General features: G+C 47.6%; 16 protein-coding genes. 8 read left to right on the top strand and 8 right to left on the bottom strand.

All coding sequences use genetic code 11. From position 1 onward, the window contains the following. The first annotated feature begins 208 nt into the window (after window positions 1-208). Window positions 209-757 (top strand): gamma carbonic anhydrase family protein, encoded by a 549-nt coding sequence (locus tag ACN0UN_RS10600; protein ID WP_417659948.1) that lies wholly within the window; start codon window positions 209-211, stop codon window positions 755-757. A 16-nt stretch (window positions 758-773) separates the two neighbouring features. Here the strand turns inward: ACN0UN_RS10600 and ACN0UN_RS10595 are convergent, their stop codons facing one another. Genes ACN0UN_RS10595 through ACN0UN_RS10585 form a run of 3 tightly spaced genes read right to left on the bottom strand, consistent with a single transcriptional unit; the run spans window position 774 to window position 5,924 of the window. After that, window positions 774-3,881: an error-prone DNA polymerase gene (locus ACN0UN_RS10595; protein ID WP_417659947.1), complete on the bottom strand. Its 3,108-nt coding sequence runs from the start codon at window positions 3,879-3,881 to the stop codon at window positions 774-776. Beyond that, on the bottom strand, window positions 3,865-5,283 hold the full coding sequence (locus ACN0UN_RS10590) for a Y-family DNA polymerase (protein WP_417659946.1): 1,419 nt from the start codon (window positions 5,281-5,283) through the stop codon (window positions 3,865-3,867). The genes ACN0UN_RS10595 and ACN0UN_RS10590 overlap by 17 nt, the downstream gene beginning before the upstream one ends. Then, window positions 5,280-5,924, bottom strand: coding sequence for a hypothetical protein (locus ACN0UN_RS10585; RefSeq protein ID WP_417659945.1), 645 nt, complete (start codon window positions 5,922-5,924; stop codon window positions 5,280-5,282). The genes ACN0UN_RS10590 and ACN0UN_RS10585 overlap by 4 nt, the downstream gene beginning before the upstream one ends. A 120-nt stretch (window positions 5,925-6,044) precedes the next feature. Here ACN0UN_RS10585 and ACN0UN_RS10580 point away from each other — a divergent pair, with 120 nt between their 5' ends. Continuing rightward, complete coding sequence (locus ACN0UN_RS10580; protein ID WP_417659944.1) at window positions 6,045-6,974, top strand: acyltransferase; 930 nt, start codon at window positions 6,045-6,047, stop codon at window positions 6,972-6,974. Window positions 6,975-7,052: 78 nt separating this feature from the next. On the opposite strand, the gene ACN0UN_RS10575 is transcribed toward ACN0UN_RS10580, so the two are convergent. From ACN0UN_RS10575 to ccoG, 3 genes are read right to left on the bottom strand one after another with little or no spacing between them, the layout of a single operon-like run. Continuing rightward, a complete protein-coding gene (locus tag ACN0UN_RS10575) occupies window positions 7,053-7,649 on the bottom strand; it encodes a thiol:disulfide interchange protein DsbA/DsbL (protein ID WP_417659943.1) in 597 nt (198 codons plus the stop codon). A 43-nt stretch (window positions 7,650-7,692) separates the two neighbouring features. After that, the gene (locus ACN0UN_RS10570) at window positions 7,693-8,697 is read right to left on the bottom strand and encodes a serine/threonine protein kinase (RefSeq protein WP_417659942.1); all 1,005 of its coding nucleotides are present in this window, start codon (window positions 8,695-8,697) and stop codon (window positions 7,693-7,695) included. Next, window positions 8,690-10,105, bottom strand: coding sequence for a cytochrome c oxidase accessory protein CcoG (ccoG, locus tag ACN0UN_RS10565; RefSeq protein ID WP_417659941.1), 1,416 nt, complete (start codon window positions 10,103-10,105; stop codon window positions 8,690-8,692). The genes ACN0UN_RS10570 and ccoG overlap by 8 nt, the downstream gene beginning before the upstream one ends. 194 nt (window positions 10,106-10,299) lie before the next feature. Here ccoG and ACN0UN_RS10560 point away from each other — a divergent pair, with 194 nt between their 5' ends. From ACN0UN_RS10560 to ACN0UN_RS10535, 6 genes are all read left to right on the top strand, one after another. Then, window positions 10,300-12,780 carry a S8 family peptidase gene (locus ACN0UN_RS10560; protein ID WP_417659940.1) on the top strand — a complete coding sequence of 827 codons (2,481 nt, stop codon included), beginning with the start codon at window positions 10,300-10,302 and terminating at the stop codon, window positions 12,778-12,780. A gap of 134 nt (window positions 12,781-12,914) precedes the next feature. Then, the gene (locus tag ACN0UN_RS10555; protein ID WP_417659939.1) at window positions 12,915-13,763 is read left to right on the top strand and encodes a DUF6689 family protein; all 849 of its coding nucleotides are present in this window, start codon (window positions 12,915-12,917) and stop codon (window positions 13,761-13,763) included. A 10-nt stretch (window positions 13,764-13,773) separates the two neighbouring features. Further along, window positions 13,774-14,622, top strand: coding sequence for an FHA domain-containing protein (locus tag ACN0UN_RS10550; RefSeq protein ID WP_417659938.1), 849 nt, complete (start codon window positions 13,774-13,776; stop codon window positions 14,620-14,622). A 41-nt stretch (window positions 14,623-14,663) separates the two neighbouring features. Further along, window positions 14,664-17,663, top strand: a complete 3,000-nt coding sequence (locus ACN0UN_RS10545) for a protein kinase domain-containing protein (protein ID WP_417659937.1) — start codon at window positions 14,664-14,666, stop codon at window positions 17,661-17,663. Then, window positions 17,617-18,366 carry a sensor histidine kinase gene (locus tag ACN0UN_RS10540; RefSeq protein ID WP_417659936.1) on the top strand — a complete coding sequence of 250 codons (750 nt, stop codon included), beginning with the start codon at window positions 17,617-17,619 and terminating at the stop codon, window positions 18,364-18,366. The genes ACN0UN_RS10545 and ACN0UN_RS10540 overlap by 47 nt, the downstream gene beginning before the upstream one ends. Further along, a complete protein-coding gene (locus tag ACN0UN_RS10535; protein WP_417659935.1) occupies window positions 18,363-18,989 on the top strand; it encodes a response regulator in 627 nt (208 codons plus the stop codon). Before ACN0UN_RS10540 ends, ACN0UN_RS10535 begins: the two co-directional genes overlap by 4 nt. Here the strand turns inward: ACN0UN_RS10535 and ACN0UN_RS10530 are convergent. Both ACN0UN_RS10530 and ACN0UN_RS10525 read right to left on the bottom strand, forming a co-directional pair. Further along, complete coding sequence (locus ACN0UN_RS10530; protein ID WP_417659934.1) at window positions 18,986-20,221, bottom strand: Zn-dependent hydrolase; 1,236 nt, start codon at window positions 20,219-20,221, stop codon at window positions 18,986-18,988. The two genes, ACN0UN_RS10535 and ACN0UN_RS10530, sit on opposite strands and share 4 nt — an antisense overlap. A gap of 248 nt (window positions 20,222-20,469) precedes the next feature. Next, a complete protein-coding gene (locus ACN0UN_RS10525) occupies window positions 20,470-20,997 on the bottom strand; it encodes a carboxymuconolactone decarboxylase family protein (RefSeq protein WP_417659933.1) in 528 nt (175 codons plus the stop codon). Window positions 20,998-21,072 lie beyond the last annotated feature (75 nt).

The raw sequence follows: 21,072 nt of genomic DNA, 5'->3' as shown, positions 1-21,072 counted from the left end.
ATTTTAGAGATTTAACTCGCCGCGTCAAGCGCCTTTTTGACATTTTTAGGTGTTTTTTTGCTGACTGCTGGTTTTGTGAACGAAGCGCTGTAAAAAGCTACGCCTTTTGTCTGATTCGCCAGCAATAGCGCTTTCTGCTAGTCTTTAAGGCATTCAACGAACAAATCGAAAAGCTAACATTTTATAGAAATTCTAGAGGTAAATGGCCATGAGTGGGGATATTCGTAGTTATCGTGGTATTGAGCCACAACTGGGTGAACATGTTTATATTGACGATAGCGCTGTTATTGTTGGCGATGTTCGCATTGGCGAGCACAGCAGCATCTGGCCGTTGGTTGCAGCACGTGGTGACGTAAACTTCATTCGTATTGGTGCGCGTACCAACGTTCAAGACAATTGCGTGTTGCATGTCAGCCGTATTAGCGAAGGCAATCCGGCAGGGCATCCGCTTATTATCGGTGACGACGTAACGGTTGGGCACCATGTCATGTTGCACGGGTGTGAGATTGGTAGTCGGGTACTCATTGGTATGTCGGCTGTGATTATGGATGGCGCGGTAGTAGAAGATGATGTCATCATTGGCGCTGGCAGTTTAGTGCCGCCCGGCAAAACGCTACGCAGTGGCTACTTATATGTAGGCAGCCCAGTCAAAGAAGCAAGAAAGCTATCGCAAGCCGAATTGAATTTTCTACCGCAGTCAGCAGAAAACTACGTAACCTTGAAAGAAGATTATCGGCTGCACGTAACGCCAGTTTGAATTGCGCTTTGGGGTATTAATGAAAATCACGCGAACGGTTAGCTTCCATACCTAGGTGCGCTAGCTGTTCGGTGCCATCCTCAAGCTGCCCAGCAATGACATGAATAACGTCACCATGAATTTCAACCACCCCTTTTACTTTAAGCAACTGTGCAGTTAAGTAAGTATGCCGGAATGCACGTGCGGTATGCTGCCAAATCACTATATTGATTAAGCCACTTTCGTCTTCAAGCGTCACAAAGGTCACGCCAGAAGCCGTGCCCGGTCGCTGCCGGCAGGTGACAAGCCCAGCCACGCGGATAATCTGTTTATGTCGGCATTGGGCTAATTCGCTGGCCAACTTATACCCTTTAAGCTGACTGCGTTCACGCAATAAGGCCAATGGATGCCGCCGCAAAGATACGCCCGTGGTTCGATAATCCACGGCAATATCCTGAAACTCATCAGGCGCTTGCATTGGCGCTATCAACTCATGAGATTCCGAGGCAGCAAACAAAGGCAGTTGCTCGGCTTGCAAGGCTAAGCTTTGCCATTGGCTTTGATAACGATGGCCTGCTAGCTCTCCGAGTACATCGGCCGCGGCAAGTTTATGCAGTTCGGTACCGCTGATGCCCAGCTCTCTTAGCTCGGATAACCCTTGAAAGCCTTGTGTAGGTCGCTTGCAAAGTAGCTGTTCTATGCGCGTTTGGTTTAAGCCTTTTATTAGCCGTAACCCCAGGCGCAACTGTACTCCACGGTGGCCAGCCTCGAGTTGATGATGCCAGTCACTGCGCTGTATATCCGCTGGCAGTATCGTAACGTGATGGCGACGGGCATCTTGTATTAGCTGACTGGCTGAATAAAAGCCCATGGGTAAACTATTGAGCAGGGCACAGTAGAAAGCTTCGGGATAATAGTGTTTAAACCAAGCGGACGCATAGGCTAAGTTTGCAAAACTGGCCGAATGCGACTCTGGGAAGCCGTACTCCCCAAAACCACATATTTGTTGAAAGATGCGCTGGGCAAATTCATCGCTATACCCGCGTTCACGCATACCTTGAATAAGCTTGTTCTCAAACTGGCGCAGTTCACCTGAACTTTTCCAGTTGGCCATAGCACGCCGAAGCTGATCAGCTTCGCCCCCACTGAAACCAGCAGCCACCATTGCTAACTTAATCACTTGCTCTTGGAAGATCGGCACCCCTAAAGTGCGTTCAAGTACTTGCCGTACCGCCTCACTGGGAAATGTAATAGGTTCTATACCAGCGCGGCGACGCAAATAAGGGTGCACCATGTCGCCTTGAATAGGCCCGGGCCGAACAATTGCAATTTGCACCACCAGATCATAAAAGGTGCAAGGCCGTAACCGCGGCAACATGTTCATCTGTGCGCGTGACTCAATTTGAAACACCCCAATGGAGTCAGCGCGTTGCAACATTTGATACACTGCGGGGTCTTCTTGAGGAATATCTGCTAAGCCGATTGTGCGCTGGTGATGTTGCCGCACTAAATCCATCATTTTCCGCAATGCGGTCAACATACCCAGTGCTAGCACATCAACTTTTATCAGGTGTAAGGTTTCTAAATCGTCTTTGTCCCATTGAATAACCGTACGCTGCGGCATGCTGGCATTTTCTACTGGCACCAGTTCGGAAAGTTGTGTGGCTGCAATCACAAACCCACCCACATGCTGCGATAAGTGACGGGGAAAACCTAGAATAGCCTCGGTTAACTGAATTAAGCAGCGCCCCCGATGCGTTGCTCCCAGTCCAGGCACTTTATCGAGCAATTGTTGTTGCCACCCTTGTTCGGTATCGCGCCGGTCGATTTGCCGTACATAGTGCCGCAACTCTTGCTCGTGATAGCCAAGCGCTTTACCCACATCACGTAAAGCGCTGCGTAAACGATAACGAATAACTGTAGCCGCTAATGCTGCTCGGTGGCGACCGTATTTGCGATATATATATTGAATCACTTCTTCACGGCGTTCGTGTTCAAAGTCGACATCAATATCTGGTGGTTCATCGCGCTCTGCAGAAATAAAACGCTCAAATAGCACATCAACTTGATCAGGATTCACCGCGGTGATTTGCAAACAATAGCAAACCACCGAATTGGCGGCTGAACCACGGCCCTGGTACAAGATGCCGCGCTGCTGAGCAAACTGCACCAAATCATGAATGGTTAAAAAGAAATATTCGTAATGCAGCTGCGCGATTAATTGCAGCTCTTTTTCAAGCTTGGCTTTAACGTCTTCTCGCAAGCCGCCTGGAAAACGTAGGCGAGCTCCAGCATACGTGAGCTCGCGCAGATACTTGGTAGCCGTTTGCCCTTCAGGTACAAGCTCTGCTGGATAGTCATAACGTAACTCACTCAAACAAAAGCGGCATTGCTGAGCAATCAAAGCACTCTGTGCCAGCCAGCTGTGGGGATAACACTGCATAAGTTGTGACGCGGAGCGCAGACCGTAGTCTTGGTTGGGTTTGAGTTGAGCGACTTGGGTGCTAAGCGGCTGTCGCTGGCGAATAGCCACCAAAATGTCATGCAACGGCTGCCGTTGGGGCGCGTGATAACACACCTCACAAACCGCAGCCACGGGCACTTGGTAGGTGGCGCTAAGCTGTTGGTAACGGGCGTAATTGTCGGCATCGTTGGCGCCATAATGACGGCTATAAGCAAACCACAAACGTTGTGCAAACGCTTTCTGCAAGCGAGCAATAGTTGCCGTAAGCTCTGTGTTTGCAGGCCGCCATAACAATAAGCAATCATCAAGGGTTCCGATAAAGTCATCAACGTTCACTTGATAATGACCTTTCTTGCACCGATTGCGCGCCGTGGTGATCAACTGACATAACTGGGCATAGCCGGCTCGGTTGCGCGCTAAGACAATAAAAGTGCCCAGCGGGTTGAGTTTAAATTCACTGCCAATAATTAACCGCAATGGCTTATCCCGCGCCGCAACATAAGCACGTACAACACCGGCGACCGAGCATTCATCAGTTATCGCTAAAGCTTGATACCCCAGCGCGCAGGCTTGCTCAACCAGTTCATGGGGGTGTGAGCCGCCGCGTAAAAAACTGAAATTGGTCAGACAGTGCAGGGCGACAGGGTGTGGATGCTGTGTGGGGTTAGCTGAACCAGCCATGCAAAAACCACCCTTTGTCACTGTGATAGATCCAGCCTTGTCGCTGTTGTGCGTCAAGCGCCACATAATAATCTCTTTGAATGGGGGCGGCGTCCCACCAGCCACTGACGATTCGCTCTGGCCCCCATTGCAACTGCCATTGATGCCGATGAATCGGCTCTACCTGAGGTAGTAACCAGCACGGCCGTTGCACTGCGTGGGCGTTGGGCGCTTCGGCTTGTTGCCATGCTTGTATAGCGCCGTGACGCTCCGGCCGCCAGTCATCCTGTAGCTGCGTACTTTGTACCCTATTTTCGCCCAAGCGAGCCTGCAGTCGGCTCACCAGCTCATTCAATGAGTCAGCATGTTCATTCACCTCGGCAAACATTTGACTGCGCTTCGCTTGCCGAGGCTCTGGGCGTTGCACTCGCACACTTAATTCAAGCACGGGCGCATGCAACTGCTGCCGCTCCAAATGCAGTTGGCTAAGACTCAGTAAATCGCCCTGCTGCCAGACCGCATGCGCAAATTGAATGGTCACTTGGGTTGGCGGCCCATGCCGATGATGCGCACGAATCAGCAACGCGCGCGTACTCCATTGGTGACTCTGCAGAAAGCTTTCGACTTGCTGCAGTAAGCGCTTCAATGGAAATAATAGCTGCGGCCAAGTTGCTACCTCAGCAGCAAGTTCAACCCGTTCGTCAAAGCGCGCTGGGGGATGGTAGAAATCTTGCGGCGGGGCGAGTTCTCCCGCTAACTCCGCTAAATAAATCGTAATAGTCCGCCCAAATCGTACGCCTAATTCAGCGCGCGGCCGCTGCATTACGCTGCCTAGGTTCAGCAGCCCGACATTACGCAACCGCTCAATTTGCTGAGCCGGTAGGCCACTTTGCTCTATAGGGAGTTGTGCCACAGCGGCTTTTGCTACGCCGATTTCTGGCGTTAATAATGCGTATTCGGATTGCGCCAACAGCTTCGCTGCTAATGGACTGTAACCGCTGCTAATACGATAACGCAGCGGCCATTGCGCTAACCGCGCCTGAATACGCGCTAACACCCCATCAAAACCTTGATGTAAACGCAGTAGACTACGAATTTCGCACAGCATGCCTTGCGGTGGATGCAGCACAATATGCGCAATGTCTTGATAAAGCACCTGAGCTAATTGCGTAAGCATGGCGCTTTCACGCAACGGATCATGTTCGTTCAGTGACAATTGTGGCACCAAGGTGCTGGCAAGCACATCGGCCATACCCACTTCAACACCTTGCTGAAGGGCCGCTTGGTTGGCCTGCACCAGAGTTCGTCGTGCCGCAACCGTATGAACCAGTGCATGTGGGTTAGCGGCAGCCTCCGGTGGCTGCAGCGCCAGCTGATAATCCAGCAATAAATGAGGGAAGTGTAGGTACAACCAGGCATTCATAACGCACGACGACGCCTTGGTAAATGTTTATCAACCGCACATGGAAAAGCCGGCAGCGGCCAACCAAAACGCCGCTTTAATACGCTAATGTATAAATTATCTGTGCGTTGTAACTGCAACCGAGTTACATAGGCTCGGGCTTCTTCTTCCCGTTGTTTTGGCGTAATAACGAATACCAATTTACGCTCAGCTTCAGCTATTTGCTGCAAACGGCGTACTTGAACAGCACTCAACGCATTACTCCACAGAAGCACCACACTCATGGAGCGGCTTTGCAATGCCTGCTCAGCAGCCCATAAAGCCAGCTTCTCATTGGGTTCATTCACAATGACTTGCTGGTTGAGTATCACCTGTTGATAGTGCAAGCCAGGAGCATAAGGCTGAGCTGGTGGATTTACCCAAAGCGCAGTTGTTGCTGGTTGTGCAAGCAAGGGGAGCAGCACCGCCAGCTCGCCAATAAAAGGTTGCTGTACCTGCAATTCATTCACACTGCCTTGTAACCACCCACCGCCTAAGCGCTGATCAAGATCATGCCAGCCAGTGCTCACAAATTGGTTTTCGGCCTTATTTAACGGTGCGTTTTGGCCTTGCCAAACCCAGCCTTTTTGCAGCAACGCTTCTACTTGCGCAGGATACCCCATAACCAACCTCAACCTGTACGAACAACAGACAAATACTGTACATATATACAGTATACTCTAGAGCCTTTTACTGAAACTGGCAAGTCTTTTGCAAATGCGTATCATAGGCTCATCACTGCTATGATTAGCGCTACCATTGGCCCGAACATGCTGACGACTTTACTGATTCCTTTTCGCGTTATTATTAACTTTAGTTTTGCTCTGGTTTCGACAGGAATTATTGGCTTACTGATTATTTTGGTGGGCTTACCCAAATTGCTGCTGCCCATTCCCGCTGTGCAACGCCTCATTTCAACCTGGGCAAATGGTATTTTTCGGTTGTGGGGTTACGCCATGTCGGCCATGTTTCGACTCACTCAGCCGATGCGTTGGCATATTGAAGGCGACAGTCAATTACATCGCGACCGCTGGTACATGATTATTGCCAACCATCGTAGCTGGGTTGATATTTTGGTACTGATGCACTTGGCCTGCCGCAACATGCCAATGCCACGCTTTTTCTTAAAATATCAGCTAATTTGGGCACCCATCATTGGTTTGGGATGCTGGACCCTCGACATGCCGTTCATGAGGCGTTATTCCCGCGAACAGATTGCCCGCAACCCTAAATTGCAGGGCCGAGACATTGAAACCACACGCAAAAAGTGTCAAAAGTTTCAACATATTCCAACCACGGTCATAAACTTTTGCGAAGGCACGCGCTTTACGCCTGAAAAACACGCGAAGCGCAATAGTCCCTTTCAACACCTTTTGCCACCGAAGGCTGGCGGTACTGCGTTTGCACTACAAATGATGGGCGACCAGTTTGACGCTATTTTGGATATCACCATTGTGTACCCAGATACAAAACGGCCTGCCGTATGGCAATTATTGAGCGGTCAGCTACGCGACGTTTATGTCAATGTGGAAACCTTACCTGTCACTGATGACTTAATTGGTGACTACTTTGCAGACGCTGCATTTAAAGCACATTTTCACGATTGGTTGAATCAACGCTGGGTGCGCAAAGACAAGATAATTAGCAGGGTAAAAAGCGAGATAAGCAGGTAGTTAGTGCATGAAGAGCGTTATTAGCTTGTTGTACTGCTATCAGCAAGCTGATAACTAATAACGCTCTTACTTCTGTTCTTACATTTCCATCAGATAACCGGCTGCTTTCACAAAGTCAGCCATAAAGTCTTCACTGTCGCGGAAGCCTTCAGTTTTCAAACGGTACTTGCCATTAACGATGAAGGTTGGCGTCGCATTAATATTGTACGCACGCATGTCACGGTCCATATCGTTTAATTGCTTCTCAACCAGCGGGTGCTTCATCGCTTTTTCAAATTTGTCAGCGCTGACACCGTTTACATGGAAGATTGCTTTCAAGTCTTCTTCAGTGTTGATTTGCTTCTTTTGCGCATGAATCCGCTCATAAAAAGCTTGGCTGATTGGCTCTTCTTTTTTGAACAGTTTAGCGGCCGCAAAGCCTCGTGCCATCAACTCCAAGGTTGGATGTGACACAATATGCGACTTCTCAAACGCTTTCGGGTACGCGTCTTTCATGGCTGCTGCAATTGGTTCAAAACGGTAACAGTGAATGCAGTAAAAAGAGAAAAACTCTTTAATTTCAGGCTTTGCAGTGCCTTCTTCAGCAATCACTTCGTAATGCACACCTTCTTTGAATTCTTGCGCCGTTACCGGCAGCATCATCAAAGCAACGAGAACGAACAACAACTTCTTCATGGGCAAAAAGTCCTACAGTTGGTTTTTTTATAAATTAAACGAATTAGTAATTGGGTTGCAACTGAATTGGTGGTTCTTGCAACACCGCAAATTGTTCTTTGAGCGTTAACACTTGCTGTTCCCAGTAACGCTGTTCCGCAAACCACGGAAACGCTTGCTGAAAAGCCGAGTCATTCCAACGCCGTGCTAACCATGCCATATAGTGTATGATTCTGAAACTGCGCAAGGGTTCAATTAATACCGTTTCTTTACTATCGAAGTCGCAAAACTCTTGATAGCCCTCTAACAGCACATCGAGCTGGAGCGTTCGCTCAGCTCTATCGTCACCCGCAAGCATCATCCATAAGTCTTGAATGGCTGGGCCAGTTCGCGCGTCATCAAAATCGACAAACATCAGTTGATCATCACGCAGCAACATATTGCCCAAATGGCAGTCACCATGCAAACGCTGCTGCGTAAAGGCGCCAATATCTGTGCATTTAAGGTGTTCGGCAAGCGGCTCGGCTATCGCCCAAAAGGCTTCTTGCAGGTTATCGGGAAGCAGCGGTGATTCGCGCAGCGTTGCCATCGCATCGGTAACGAACTCCTGATAAGACACGTTAGGGCGATTCGAAAACGGACGTTGCTTGGCAACTGCATGCAAACGCCCTATTTGACGGCCAATACGCTCAAGCTGGTCCAGATCACCGGGTTCAACTGCGCGCCCGCCGACACTCGGAAAAACCGCAAAGCGGTAATCCTGATAGTTATGCAGAGTTGAGCCGCCTAATTGCAGTGGCGCAACCGCAGGAACCTCTTCGTCGAGCAATTCTTGCGTGAATTGATGTTCTTCGAGTATTTGCGCGTCACTCCAACGGGCAGGGCGATAAAATTTGGCCACATAGCGCTGGTTGTCATCCGCGATAAATTGATACACCCGGTTTTCGTAGCTATTCAAGGCAAGCAACCCTGATTGCGGGTTCACACCAACATCCGCGAGCGCATCCGCGATGCGTTCGGGATTTAAGTTTTGGAAGCTAAAGTCGTCGCTGATAGATTGCTCACTCATACAAGAATCGACTGACATGCTTCTCTTTGATAGCACCGTCGGTGGAAGTAACCACAAAGGTAACATCCTGCACGCGTTCCGTCACTTCGTCTGGATGCACGGCGAGAGTAACCGGTACAGTCGCAACTTCACCGGCGCCGACAGTAATGGTCACGTCGCCCGTCAACGTGCTGCGGGTAAAGCCTTCTGAAGTCACCACAAAGCTTTGTGGCAGTTGTGATTTATTCAGTATTTTCAGTGTGAAAACGTTTTGTATCCAGCCTTCCATATTAATGCTGTAAAGCTGATTGCGATCACGCAGCACATCAACTTGCAGCGGCACTCGGGTTGCAATATCCCAAATAAGCAAAGCTGTCATAACCACCATCACCACGAAATAACTAATACTTTTGAAGCGCAACTTGTGCGTGCGTCCGCCCTGTAAATTACGTTCAGTGGTAAACCGAATAAGTCCGCGTGGGTAATTCATTTTATCCATGATTTCATTACAGGCATCCACACACGCACCGCAGTTAATGCACTCGTATTGTAGGCCGTTACGAATATCAATGCCTGTTGGGCACACCTGCACACACATGTAGCAGTCGATGCAGTCACCCAACCCGAGCTCTTTTGGATCTTTCTTACGCGGGCGACCACCGCGAGGCTCACCACGATTCATGTCGTAAGACACGGTAACAGTATCTTTATCAAACATTGCAGATTGGAAGCGCGCATACGGGCACATGTGGGTACACATGATTTCGCGCATCCAACCAGCGTTTCCATAGGTACAAAAAGCAAAGAATAGGACGGTTCCGGTTAGCCAAAAACCTGAATCCAAGGTCCAGAATTGCGTAAACAATTCGCGAACATCGGTGAAGTAGCCAACAAATATCATGGCCGTTAACAATGACACGATAATCCAGGAAGTGTGCTTGGCGGCTTTGCGCCAAAACTTGTCAAAGTCCCACGGCCGCTTATCGAGCGTCATACGCTGGTTGCGGGTGCCTTCGAATTTTTTCTCAAACCACATAAAAATAAAGGTCCACGTGGTTTGCGGACACATAAAACCGCACCAAACACGGCCGTAGAGGGTGGTAACAAAAAATAGGGCGAAGGCTGAAACAATAAATATCCAAGCCACAATGGTAAAATCTTGCGGCCACAAAGTAAGGCCGAAAATACGGAAGCGCTGCTCAGCAATATCTAACAAAACAGCTTGCTCGCCGTTAAACTGCAGCCATGGAATGAGCGCAAATGCGAACAGCAGAATAAACCCAAAGCTACGCCGGAACCATTCAAACGCGCCTTTAACATCACGCACGTAAATACGGTTACGGGGTGAATAGTCGTTGCTGCGTTTATCAGGATCAGGGCGATGAATTTTTACTTTGTCGGCCGCTTGCACTTCAACTTTTTGTTCCATAGCTATACTACGCTCTCAGCCACTTTTTAACGGTTTATTGATTATACGCTTAATTTGGTCCGAAATTCACTGCGCCTGCGCAACCTTTACCGAATATCTCCCTGAAAAAAATTAGGGGTTCACCCCTATATATATTCTTGTGACCACAGAGCATTCTCGAAAGCGTTTAAAACTTCAGCAACGAGGATACAATAATGAAAAAATTCACACTCTCAACCATTGCTGCATTAACACTTGCAGCAACTCCGGGCCAAGCCTTAGCAAATGCTGTTATTGGTGAACAATTACAGGCGAAGCTGCCAACGTTGTCAGCAACTGAAAGCCTAACCCTTGTGGTCACTTATGACCAACTCGAGCCGGTTTCTGAATCGCAATTGCAGCAACTTATGAATTTAGGAATCACAGAAGGTGTGCAGTTCTCTTCTTTACCAATTATCGGCGTGATTGCAACGGGTGCTCAAATTGAGCAACTCAAATCACTTCCCAATGTTCGTTCCATTTGGTTGAATCGCCAACTTGAATACTTTAACGCAGATGCGCGAAAAATTACTGGTGTCGAGCAATTACAATCTGCCGACTTTGTCGCCCGAAATGGTACTTCCTTTACCGGAAACGGTATCACCATCATGGTCAATGACTCTGGTATTGATGCTTCTCATCAAGATCTTCTATTTGGCGAAAAGGTCATCGAAAACGTGCAGGCGCTTACCCATGCCCAAGCAATAAGTTTAGTGGCGCCAACTGACGGTTTTGTTATAGAAGGTCAAGTTAATACCGATTTAAATGTGGGTCACGGAACCCATTGTGCAGGCACCATTGCTGGCACTGGAATTATGTCTGACGGTAAGTATTTGGGCGCAGCACCAGAGGCCGATTTGATTGGTTACGGCTCAGGTGCCGGTTTATCCATTCTTGACGCTGTCGGCGGTTACGATTACGCCATTAATAATGTTTATGCGTTTAACTCACCAATTCGCATCATGAGCAATTCATGGGGCTCAAGCGGCAAATTTAGTCCAGATAGCCCAGTAAGTATTGCCTCTTATAAAGCTTATAAACTCGGTATCTTATCCGTATTTGCAGCAGGCAACTCAGGTCCTGGTGAAGACAGCCACAACCCATACGCCCAAATTCCGTGGGGAATTTCAGTTGGTGCAGGTGACAAGTTTGGGCAACTAGCAGGTTTCTCTTCACGCGGTTTAAAAAGCGAAACAGGCACTTTTGAAATGCCAGACAACACAACGTGGACATACAACAATGAAATTACCGTCGTTGCCCCTGGTGTTGATATTATCTCAACACGCGCTAGCACCAATTTAGTTTCTAATGGTGGCGAAGCGGATCTCGACGCAATTGAAACTGAGTATGTTCCGTTCTACACCATGATCTCAGGTACATCGATGGCAACGCCGCATGTCGCAGGTATTATTGCCTTAATGATGGAAGCCAATCCAGAGCTCTCGCTATTGGAAGTCAAACGCTTGCTGCAAGAGACTTCTACCAATATGCCTGGCTATGAGAAGTGGGAAGTCGGCGGGGGTTATGTTAATGCTAAATCTGCTGTCTCTGCTGCGTTAAATTTCGACATGGGTCACGTTGCTAGCGTAAACAACCTAAATACCTTCAATGCGAATGCCCTGCTAGAAAGCAGCGACAACGTCGAGAACTTTGAAGTGCTCTATGCGCCAGCTGGTGAGCCTGAAACCTTTAGTTTTGAAGTTGGTGACGATGTGGCTTGGGTTAAAGCCAGCGCTGAAACGCTCGCAAATACCACCAAGCTCGTACTTGTTGCCCCAGATGGTACAGAATATTTTGGCAACTTAACGTTACCCGTTCTTGAAACTGGCATGCGTGTTGCCGCCCCAGGTCAACCCGGCACATGGCAGGTGTACGTTTATGGTTTAACGTCATTATCTGGCGTTGACCCTGATCCACTTGATTTAACCAATGGCCCTGGTATTCCAGAAGTTATTGCTGGCACCATCTCGTTCGAATTAAGTGGTGGCTACGACGGCGTTGATGATATCGCGGGTCACCCTCAGCAAAATGCTATTGAGTTCGCTGTTTCTGAGCGTTTAGTCGACGGCTTTAGTAACGGGAAATTCCGTCCTGATGATGCCTTACTGCGTGAAGACTTAGCCCAATATCTGGTAATGGGAGGCGCTATTCGTCAGTACCGCGACCTATTAAATGAACCGCAACCTTCGTTAGCGAATGTACCGAGTGACGTCAAAGTTTTTGCCGAATCTGTATCGGTAACAGGCGGCGCACTTAAAGACAACGCGCAAGAACAAGCTCCTGTGATGCTTTCAAACAACGGCAATTTTGACCCGCGTGGCAAAGTTAACAAACTTGATCTTGCCTACTCTTTAGTACAAACACTTGGTTTAGAAAGTGAAGCTTTAGCCTTCGATCCAAATCAAGATATTGTTGTGGATTACAAAGGTGACACTATTGTCTTGGCTGACCAAGATGCAATTCCAGCTCATTTGAAAGGCTATGTGCAGACGGCAATTCGTTATTCGCTATTGAACGTTCGCTTCTCAATTAAGCAAGAGGCTTTCGCACTCGAACCAGTGCTGCAAGCTCACTTTGTCCCTGATACCACTATTACTCGAGCGCACTATGCACTTACCGCGGGTCGCTTGTACAGCAACTACTATCAAGCCAATTAATTGGGTTGAAAAGCGAAAAGGGCTGTTTCTTGCAGCCCTTTTATTCTTAGAAAAGCGTGACAAACATCAAACTTATGGGTAAATTTTAACCGGAAAGATGTAACAAAATGTAACAGAAAACCGAGGATTTAATCATGTACGCTAGCAAAACCTTATTAAAAGTTGCCGTCCTGTTGTTAGGTTTTAGCAGCCTATCTAGCTACAGTACTTCTGCGCACGCTGTTGAAGTTCCACTAACTATAAATGCACAACAAAATAGCCTTAGTGCAAGTGTCGAATTAAACTCACTCGTTAGCTTCGACATTTCTGTGCAATTTGAAAATGCTGTTGGCCTCACGCCTCAAAATGTGATGCTTGAAGCGCATTTATTGAATTTAGCTGACCCCGACATTTTGCATCGGTTGCCAAGTAGCTTACTGACTACTATTCCACAAGCATTCCCTGTACTTATTTCAATTAGCCCAGACCCTGCAAAAGGTTTTGCATTCAGCGGTGCTTACACAATCGAGATCTATACCAAGTCATTACACTACACTGAAGGCACACCTTTACGCTTATTTCACTCGCACAATAACGGCACCTTTGCAGATATCACAACAATGACAGGCTCAGGAAGCTACCGAGTTCGCGGTAATGGCGGTCAATTTTCAGACTTCATTATCTTGACTGACTTACGTGATTCCAACACCATCACTCAGTCTAAACTTGCTCGGCTACAAAACATCGGGAGTAACAGCCAATCGCACCTAACGCCTAGCGCTTACCAAGTGCTATCGGACGCCATTGATAGTGTGAGCATTGCAATGAACTCAAGCGACAAAGGGCAAGCCTTATCTGCGCTTGAACATTTAATCCACTTGCTAGAAGCCGATAATGGCACCCTCTATCCCGACGTATGGCGCTCAAGCAACGATTTGAACAACGTTCGCGGCAATTTAATCTCCGCCGCAACAACGCTGCGCTTTAGTTTGCGAATTGAGTGATAACTTAGCAATGACCGCTATCTTCGATGTCGTATTCCAACACCGCTTCGCGCAACGCTTCGATTTGCGCGAACAAAATGCATACGTGTTGGGACGCAGTTCAGAGTGCGACATTCAAATTGTTCATCCAACGCTTTCGCGTCGGCACGCACTACTTTTTTATCACCAAGGCGGGTGGCATTTACGTGATTTAAATAGTACCAATGGTGTGTATATTGATGCGCAGCGTGTTGAAGAAAAACCGCTCCAGCAAACTTCTGTTTGTCGGTTGGGTGATATTACCTGTATGTTTGTGCCGCATCACAGTCACTCACAAAAAGTAGCCAGCAATCAAGCCAAGTGGTGTGCGCAACAACTCGCTAATATGCACAAGTCCTGGCAGCATTCTGCATCGTTACACAAGGTGATTGCGACTGCTGAAAACACCCTTGCACAGGTTCTAGAGAGCGATAGAACCGCCCTAATCATGCTGGATGACAAGCACGTTGTGACTCCTTTTGACGGCTCAACAACGCTCGTTCGACAGGCGATTGAAAGCCGTCAGCCTTGCGTTGTTCATAATGCTTTGACGCATCAACAGTTGCAGCATCGTGACAGCGTGAAGCGACAGCAGATTAAAGCTGCCCTCGCAGTACCGATTGCATTGGGGAATAAAGTTATTGCCGTGCTGTACGCTGACAGCCTGAAACATGCGCACTATTTTAATGAGCACCAACTATTTATATTGCAACGCTTCAGCCAACTTATTGCCATGCAATTGACACTCTGCCAGCTCAATGACTATCTAAAACTGGCTCAGCAAAAAATGACGACCGCTAAGGAACTCTCCAATAACATTCGACCCCAGGGAAATCTGTGATAACTTAATCTCTAGGCTTCTGTAACGAGATAGTTCTCACGATGGCTGATCCCGACGAACACGATAACTTGTTATCGAACCACACAACCACAAAATTGACGACGCAATCACTGCTGGAACCTGGGCAAATTTTAGCGGAGCGCTTTCGTATTGTTCGTTTACTGGGTCACGGCGGCCAAGCACGCGTATTTGAAGCTTACGACGAGGTGCTCGAAACCCCGTGTGCACTAAAAGTTCTGGCTCAAGAAGCGGATGCTAGCGAAATTGAGCACCTACGAAATGAAGTACTTCTTGCGCGTCAAATTCATCACGCTAATGTCGTGCGTATTCATGAATTTTACGCAACACCACAAGCGACATTTTTCACGATGGCGCTCGTTAACGGAAAGGTTCTAAGTCAAGCACTCGACGACAGCCCATCAGCCTCTGACGTTATAAAATGGTTTGAACAATTATTAGGTGCATTACAAAGTTGTCATGAAAGCGGCGTTATTCATGGCGATTTAAAGCCCGACAACCTATTAATTGATGACGACGGCAACTTGTCAATTATCGATTTTGGTATTGGTCGAACACTTGACGATAGCAGCAGTCAATTTGGTTCGACCGGATTCGTAGCGCCTGAACTCGCCAAATCACAACAAGTAACGACTGCGAGTGACCGCTATGCGCTTGGCAAAACGTTAGCTTTAATCCTGGAGGCAAGCGAATCCAGCAGCTGGAAAAGCGCTTCTGTGACCAAACGAGCGTTACAAAAACTAGCTGTGAAACTGCAAGCAGACACGCCAAATCAACGCCCGTCACTAGCACAATGCCAAGATCTTCTAAATTCCACTGCATCAACGGGTAGAAAATGGCTGGCACTAGCCGCCGTGGTTGTATTTACGCTTTCCATTTTGATATTTATGGTGCCACAAGAGCACACAGAACTCCCGCCGGAGGCTTCCGTAACGACCATTGCGATAGCCATGATAGACGGAGAACCCGCATTAGCTGAGTTAACCCACCTACTATTGCAAGCTGAACCAAACATTTACTCCATAGAGCCGCAAAATGTAAGCCAGCTAATAAAAAATATGGGGATACAGCCTTTTGAATCCGCATCTGAGCGAGCGCGCTTGGCACAACTAACGCAAGCCCAGTATCTACTGATTTTAACGCCACGAAATTTGAGCGGGAAATTACAGTTGCATGCGCTACTCACAGCACACCCTTCCGAGCAGGTTATTTTTTCAAAAACATTTGATACCGAAAATGTTGCGCCCGAAAGCTTAGTCACCGCTATTTCAGCGGCGTTAAATAATGCGTTACCCAACCCAAATACCGAGATTGATTCAACAGCTTTCATCAACTACAAAGTCGTTCAAGATTTAGCCGTGGCTCGAGCCGATGGTGACGTCAATTCGCTAATGTTAAAACTACGGGAAGTGATAGATTCGCCTAAAGTGCCCGCTGTACTGAAGGTGCAAGCACGCATTGAGTTAGCAATTATTAATGAACAGTTCGAACCCGCAGCGGCTTTACTTGATGAACTTTTGAAACAGTTTCCCCATCGTGCCGATATTCTTGCCCAACGGGCCAATGTGGCAGCTGCGTTAAATGATCTTACAGGTGCCCGCGAATACTATCGCCGCGCTCTTTCTTATGATCGTAACCAGCCAATGTGGTGGTTCGAACTCGCACGCTTAAAAATCATTCAGGGTGAAACCGAGTCAGCAATTAATGAAGAATTAACCCAAAGTCTTATTCAATTTCGCCAGCGTGAAGATGTGAGCGGTCAAGGGCTTATTTTAAATGCCTTTGGTGTCGCCTATCTGCGCCTCGCAAAGTTTGACACGGCGGCCCAATATTTTCAGCAAGCTCTAGAATATCGAACTCAGGAGCGTGATCCTCGCCAACGCATAACAACACTCAGTAATCTAGCCACTGTTTTAGCAATTACCGGGCAGATTCAAGAAGCTGATCAGTCGCTTAGAGAAGCGACACGACTCGCAGATGAGATTAATGACGCACTCGCGGTTGCCCATATAGAGAACGAACGTGGTCTGCTTTTCGAGGAGCAGGGCGACTACCAAAGCGCGCTACGCCATTACAAACGTGCACTAGACATCCGTTTACGTGAAGGTGACGAATATGTACAGAGTCAAAGCATTAACAATGTTGCTTTTATTAACTTCCTAATCGGTGATTTCAGCTTAGCCGAGGTGTATTGGCGGCAAGCCCTACAAACAGTAGAAAATCTCAACGAACAAGCAACGCTACACAGTATCCAACTTAATTTAGTGCAATTATTGATTGCCCAAGGTCAGTTTAACCAAGCAGAACAACTATTGGCCGAATTGCTGGGCAGTGAGGACAAAAGTACCGAAGCCAATCTATCCACACAACTTCAAATTAGCCGCTTAAATTTTTTGCAGGGGCGCATGGCTGTCGCCGATGACGCTGGCGAGCAAGCGGAACAAATAGCACAGTCAATCAATGATCCGCGAGGTGCTATCGAAAGCCTTCTCTGGCGGGCTGAAATGGCAATATTCCTGCACCAAACTGATTTGTTTGAACAACATTCAATAAACCTTAGGGCGCTTCAAAATGAGTTTAATCAGGAACAAAAATTGATTTTTGATTGGCTGTTGTTGCTGAGTCAGAAAGATAAATCACAGGCTGATCTGGCCGCATTCGCAGAGCGCGTTATCCAACAACAACCCTCTCGCTTAGTCGAAATAAAATTGTTAAGCGAGCTAGTCTTCAGAGGCGACTTCCCAAAATCAGCCGCGGTGTGGCAAAGACTCGAAACAATTAGTAACGAGCGCGTGTTTGCTTCTTACCTGCCATACCTCGCCGCTCGAAGCTTTGACAACTCTAAACAGTTACTGCAAGCTGCATTGCAGCAATACCCGAGTTTTTGGCGTAACTTTGAGTTATATTCATACCTTAATGATGTCGCATTTGAAGAACAACAACGCGCTGCCTATGAGCGGCTAATCGAAAACATGAATGAAAAACAGCAATCAGCCTATAAAGCATTCGCTAGCAGTCGATGAATTAGAGGGATTACTTGCTCAAGTTCAAGAGCAGCAGCGTTTACTTCAACAGCAACTCGATTACGAACATCACGCTATGCTTGATCTAGCGAAACGTTTGTGGGTACAACAAGAGCAGGAAAGGGCCTATTTTGCGCGCGAACTACATGATGATATTGGTCAACAGCTCATCGCCCTAAGAGCGCAAATAGATGCACTGCAAAACCCACAACTCAAAAAGATACAAGAAGGGTTACTGCAAGCCATTGAAAGTACACGAAACCTTTCACGCATTATGCATCCGACCATTCTCTTTGATCTCGGTTTGGAGCGGGCACTGACTTGGCTCAATCGACAGCTTTTAGAACCGACCAACGCTCGCTTGACTATCAATTACGATTTATCCATTGAGCCTCCAAATGCCGTCAACTTATTACTATTTAGAATTGCGCAAGAAACTTTCGTGAATATCGTCAAGCACGCTCAAGCCAGTCAGGTCGACTTGGCAATATATGAGACGTCGCAAGGCATCGTACTAAAAATTAAAGATGATGGCATCGGGTTTGACGTGGAATCTATCGCGTGCGGTATCGGGCTACAAAGTTTAAAAGACAGAGCCTTAGCTTGTGGCGCTACATTGGATATAAAATCGAAGTCCAATTGCGGTTGCGAAGTCAGTCTATTGCTACCTTACCAACAACTTTCAGAGTTTGGCGACCTATGATTTCACTCATTCTTGCCGATGACCACACCATGGTAAGACAAGCCATAGCAAGTACCCTAAAAGCGACCGGACTATTTTCTATCGAATATGAGTGTGCTGACGGCGCTGAACTCGTTGAGACAGCATTAAAATTTCACGCCGATATCATTCTAATGGATATATCGATGCCCAAAATGAACGGCTTTGCGGCACTTGAAAAAATTCTTCACCACCGACCACAAAGCAAGGTCATTATATTGAGCATGCATAGTGAGCCTGAATATGTCGAAGCGGTAAAACTGGCTGGCGCTCGAGCTTATATTCAAAAAGACGCACCTTCGGAATTGCTCATTCAAATCATACAAGATGTTGCCTCTGGCAAATCTTATTTCCCTGCTAACGCCAATCAACACTCGGAGACAACATCCTCATCTATCAACCCAATGGAAAGTTTAACGCGGCGCGAGCGCGAAATTTTCTATTTGGTTGTGGCTGGGCGAAGTAATAAACAAATTGCTCAGTTGCTATCACTCTCGGCAAAAACAGTCGAAAACCACCGCAGTAATATCTTTAAAAAATTGAAGGTCACATCCACCGTTGAACTCATTCATTTTGCCGCTAGAAACGGATTATTTGAGCCTTAAAATGATTTTTCTGCCATTGCCACGACGGTATCTAAGAGTATATTTGCCCCAGCCTCAACATCATGCCAATGCGACCACTCATCCGGTGCATGACTTACGCCGTTTACCGAAGGAATAAAAATGAGCCCCGCACGGGTAATTTCTGTCAGAAACTGAGCATCGTGACCGGCACCGCTCGGCATGCGCGTGTAGCTGTATCCACGCTGTTTCACTTGCTTCTCAATCATATCGGTGAGTTGCGCTGAACAGGGTTTGGGTTCTAACCAGCTCACTTGCTCGTACTCAAACATCAGCCGATGTCTGCGCGCAATGGCTGACAGCGTTTTGCGACAGGCATTGGCTAATTCTTTCATAACACCTTCATCCATGTCGCGCCCAACGATGGTAAATACGGCCTCGCCAGGCACAGTATGCGGATGCCCCGGCTTGAGCTCGACTTTGCCTACGGTGATACGGGTTTTGTCGGTGCCGTTTTCCGCAATGATCCGCTCAATTTCGTGAGCGAAATCAGCTAGCCCCATAAACGCGTCGCTACGCATATCCATGGGCGCGGTTCCAGCGTGGTCTGCTTTGCCTTTTAAATGCACAATCCATTTGAACACACCGGAAATACCATCAACCACGCCGATTTGTACGTCGCTTTGAAATAACACTGGGCCTTGCTCAATATGCAATTCAACGAACCCTTTGAGTTGCTCCGGCCGCCATGCTGCGTCTAATGCCTGCATGACATCAAGGCCTTGTGCCGCCATTGCATCTTTCAAATAAACATTATCGGCGTCATGCGCCGAGAGTAGCCAATCAGGGTTTAAGCAGCCAGATATAGCCTGTGAGCCAAGCATACCGCCAAAGCGTCCTTCTTCTTCCGCCGTGGCAACGCCCCAAATCGGCGTATCGAGTTCTGGCTGGTGCTCTTGCAATGTTTCAATAACTTCGAGTGCGGCCATAACCCCAAGCGCGCCATCGAAAATACCACCAGCTGGTACTGTGTCTATGTGGGAACCCATTAAAATAACAGGCTTGCTTCGATCGCCACGCCCAAAGAATATATTCCCAGCACCATCCATAAAAGTTTTCAGGCCTGCGCTTTTCGCTTTATCTTGCAGCCAGCGGCGGCCTTCCATATCGGCATCAGTAAAACCAATGCGGTACATGCCGCGGTCTTGTTCGTTATAACCAATTTTTGCGAGTTCGAGTAAGTTTTGCTTTAGTCGTTCTCCATTAATATTCATAAAACCTCGTTATTCGTTATTCGTTATTCGTTATTCGTTATTCGTTATTCGTTAATAGGAGTATAGAAGCTCATAAAAGTTTTTGGGAATTGCTCGTTCGAACAACGAATAACGAATAACCACTAACGATTTTTACGCAAAAAAAAGCCCGGCGGGGTGCCGGGCTAAAAGAGAACAACCAGATCTCAGGGAAGTTCAAACACTATAAAACGCATGTATGACAAAAGAGTGACATCAGGCGACTAAAATTAAGCGATACGCTTAGCTGTTGCTGCAGCGTTCATCACGGCTGCCATTTTAATCGAGTTTTGAATCACTTGCGCTGAAACGTCGTGCTTCAGCAATACACCAACGTGCGAGTCAATACACATGCCACAGCCAGCTAAAGCTGAAACGGCTAACGAGTACAACTCAAAGTCAGCTTTTTCAACGCCAGGGTTAGCCATGCCGTTCATGCGCAAACCTGCTGGCAGTTTCGAAAACTGCTTGTCGGTGCACAAATGTAAGAAGCGATAATAAATGTTGTTCATCGCCATCAGGGTTGCCGCAAGTTTTGCTGCGCCATCCACGTTATCTTCAATTTTGCCTTCAGCTTCTACTTTTACTGCGTCAATCAGCTCTTGGTCGCCAATTGAATAGGCTAAAGACAGGGCCGTGCCATAAAATTGGGTCGCGGTCATACCCGAAGTATCGACATTGCCGAAAATGTTCGACAAGTTGAGTTTGGTATCTTTACCGTGGTCGCCCAAACCTTGTTTGAAATCTGCAATGCTCATTTAAATTCCTCCGCTTAAAAACGGTGCCGCTTGCGCGGCACCTTTAGACATCACCGTACTGTGGGGGTGTGATGC

Source organism: Pseudidiomarina sp., assembly GCF_048267825.1.
Classification (GTDB): Bacteria; Pseudomonadota; Gammaproteobacteria; order Enterobacterales; family Alteromonadaceae; genus Pseudidiomarina.
Note: the sequence above shows the minus strand (reverse complement) of the source record. Positions and strands in the feature narration are given on the sequence as shown.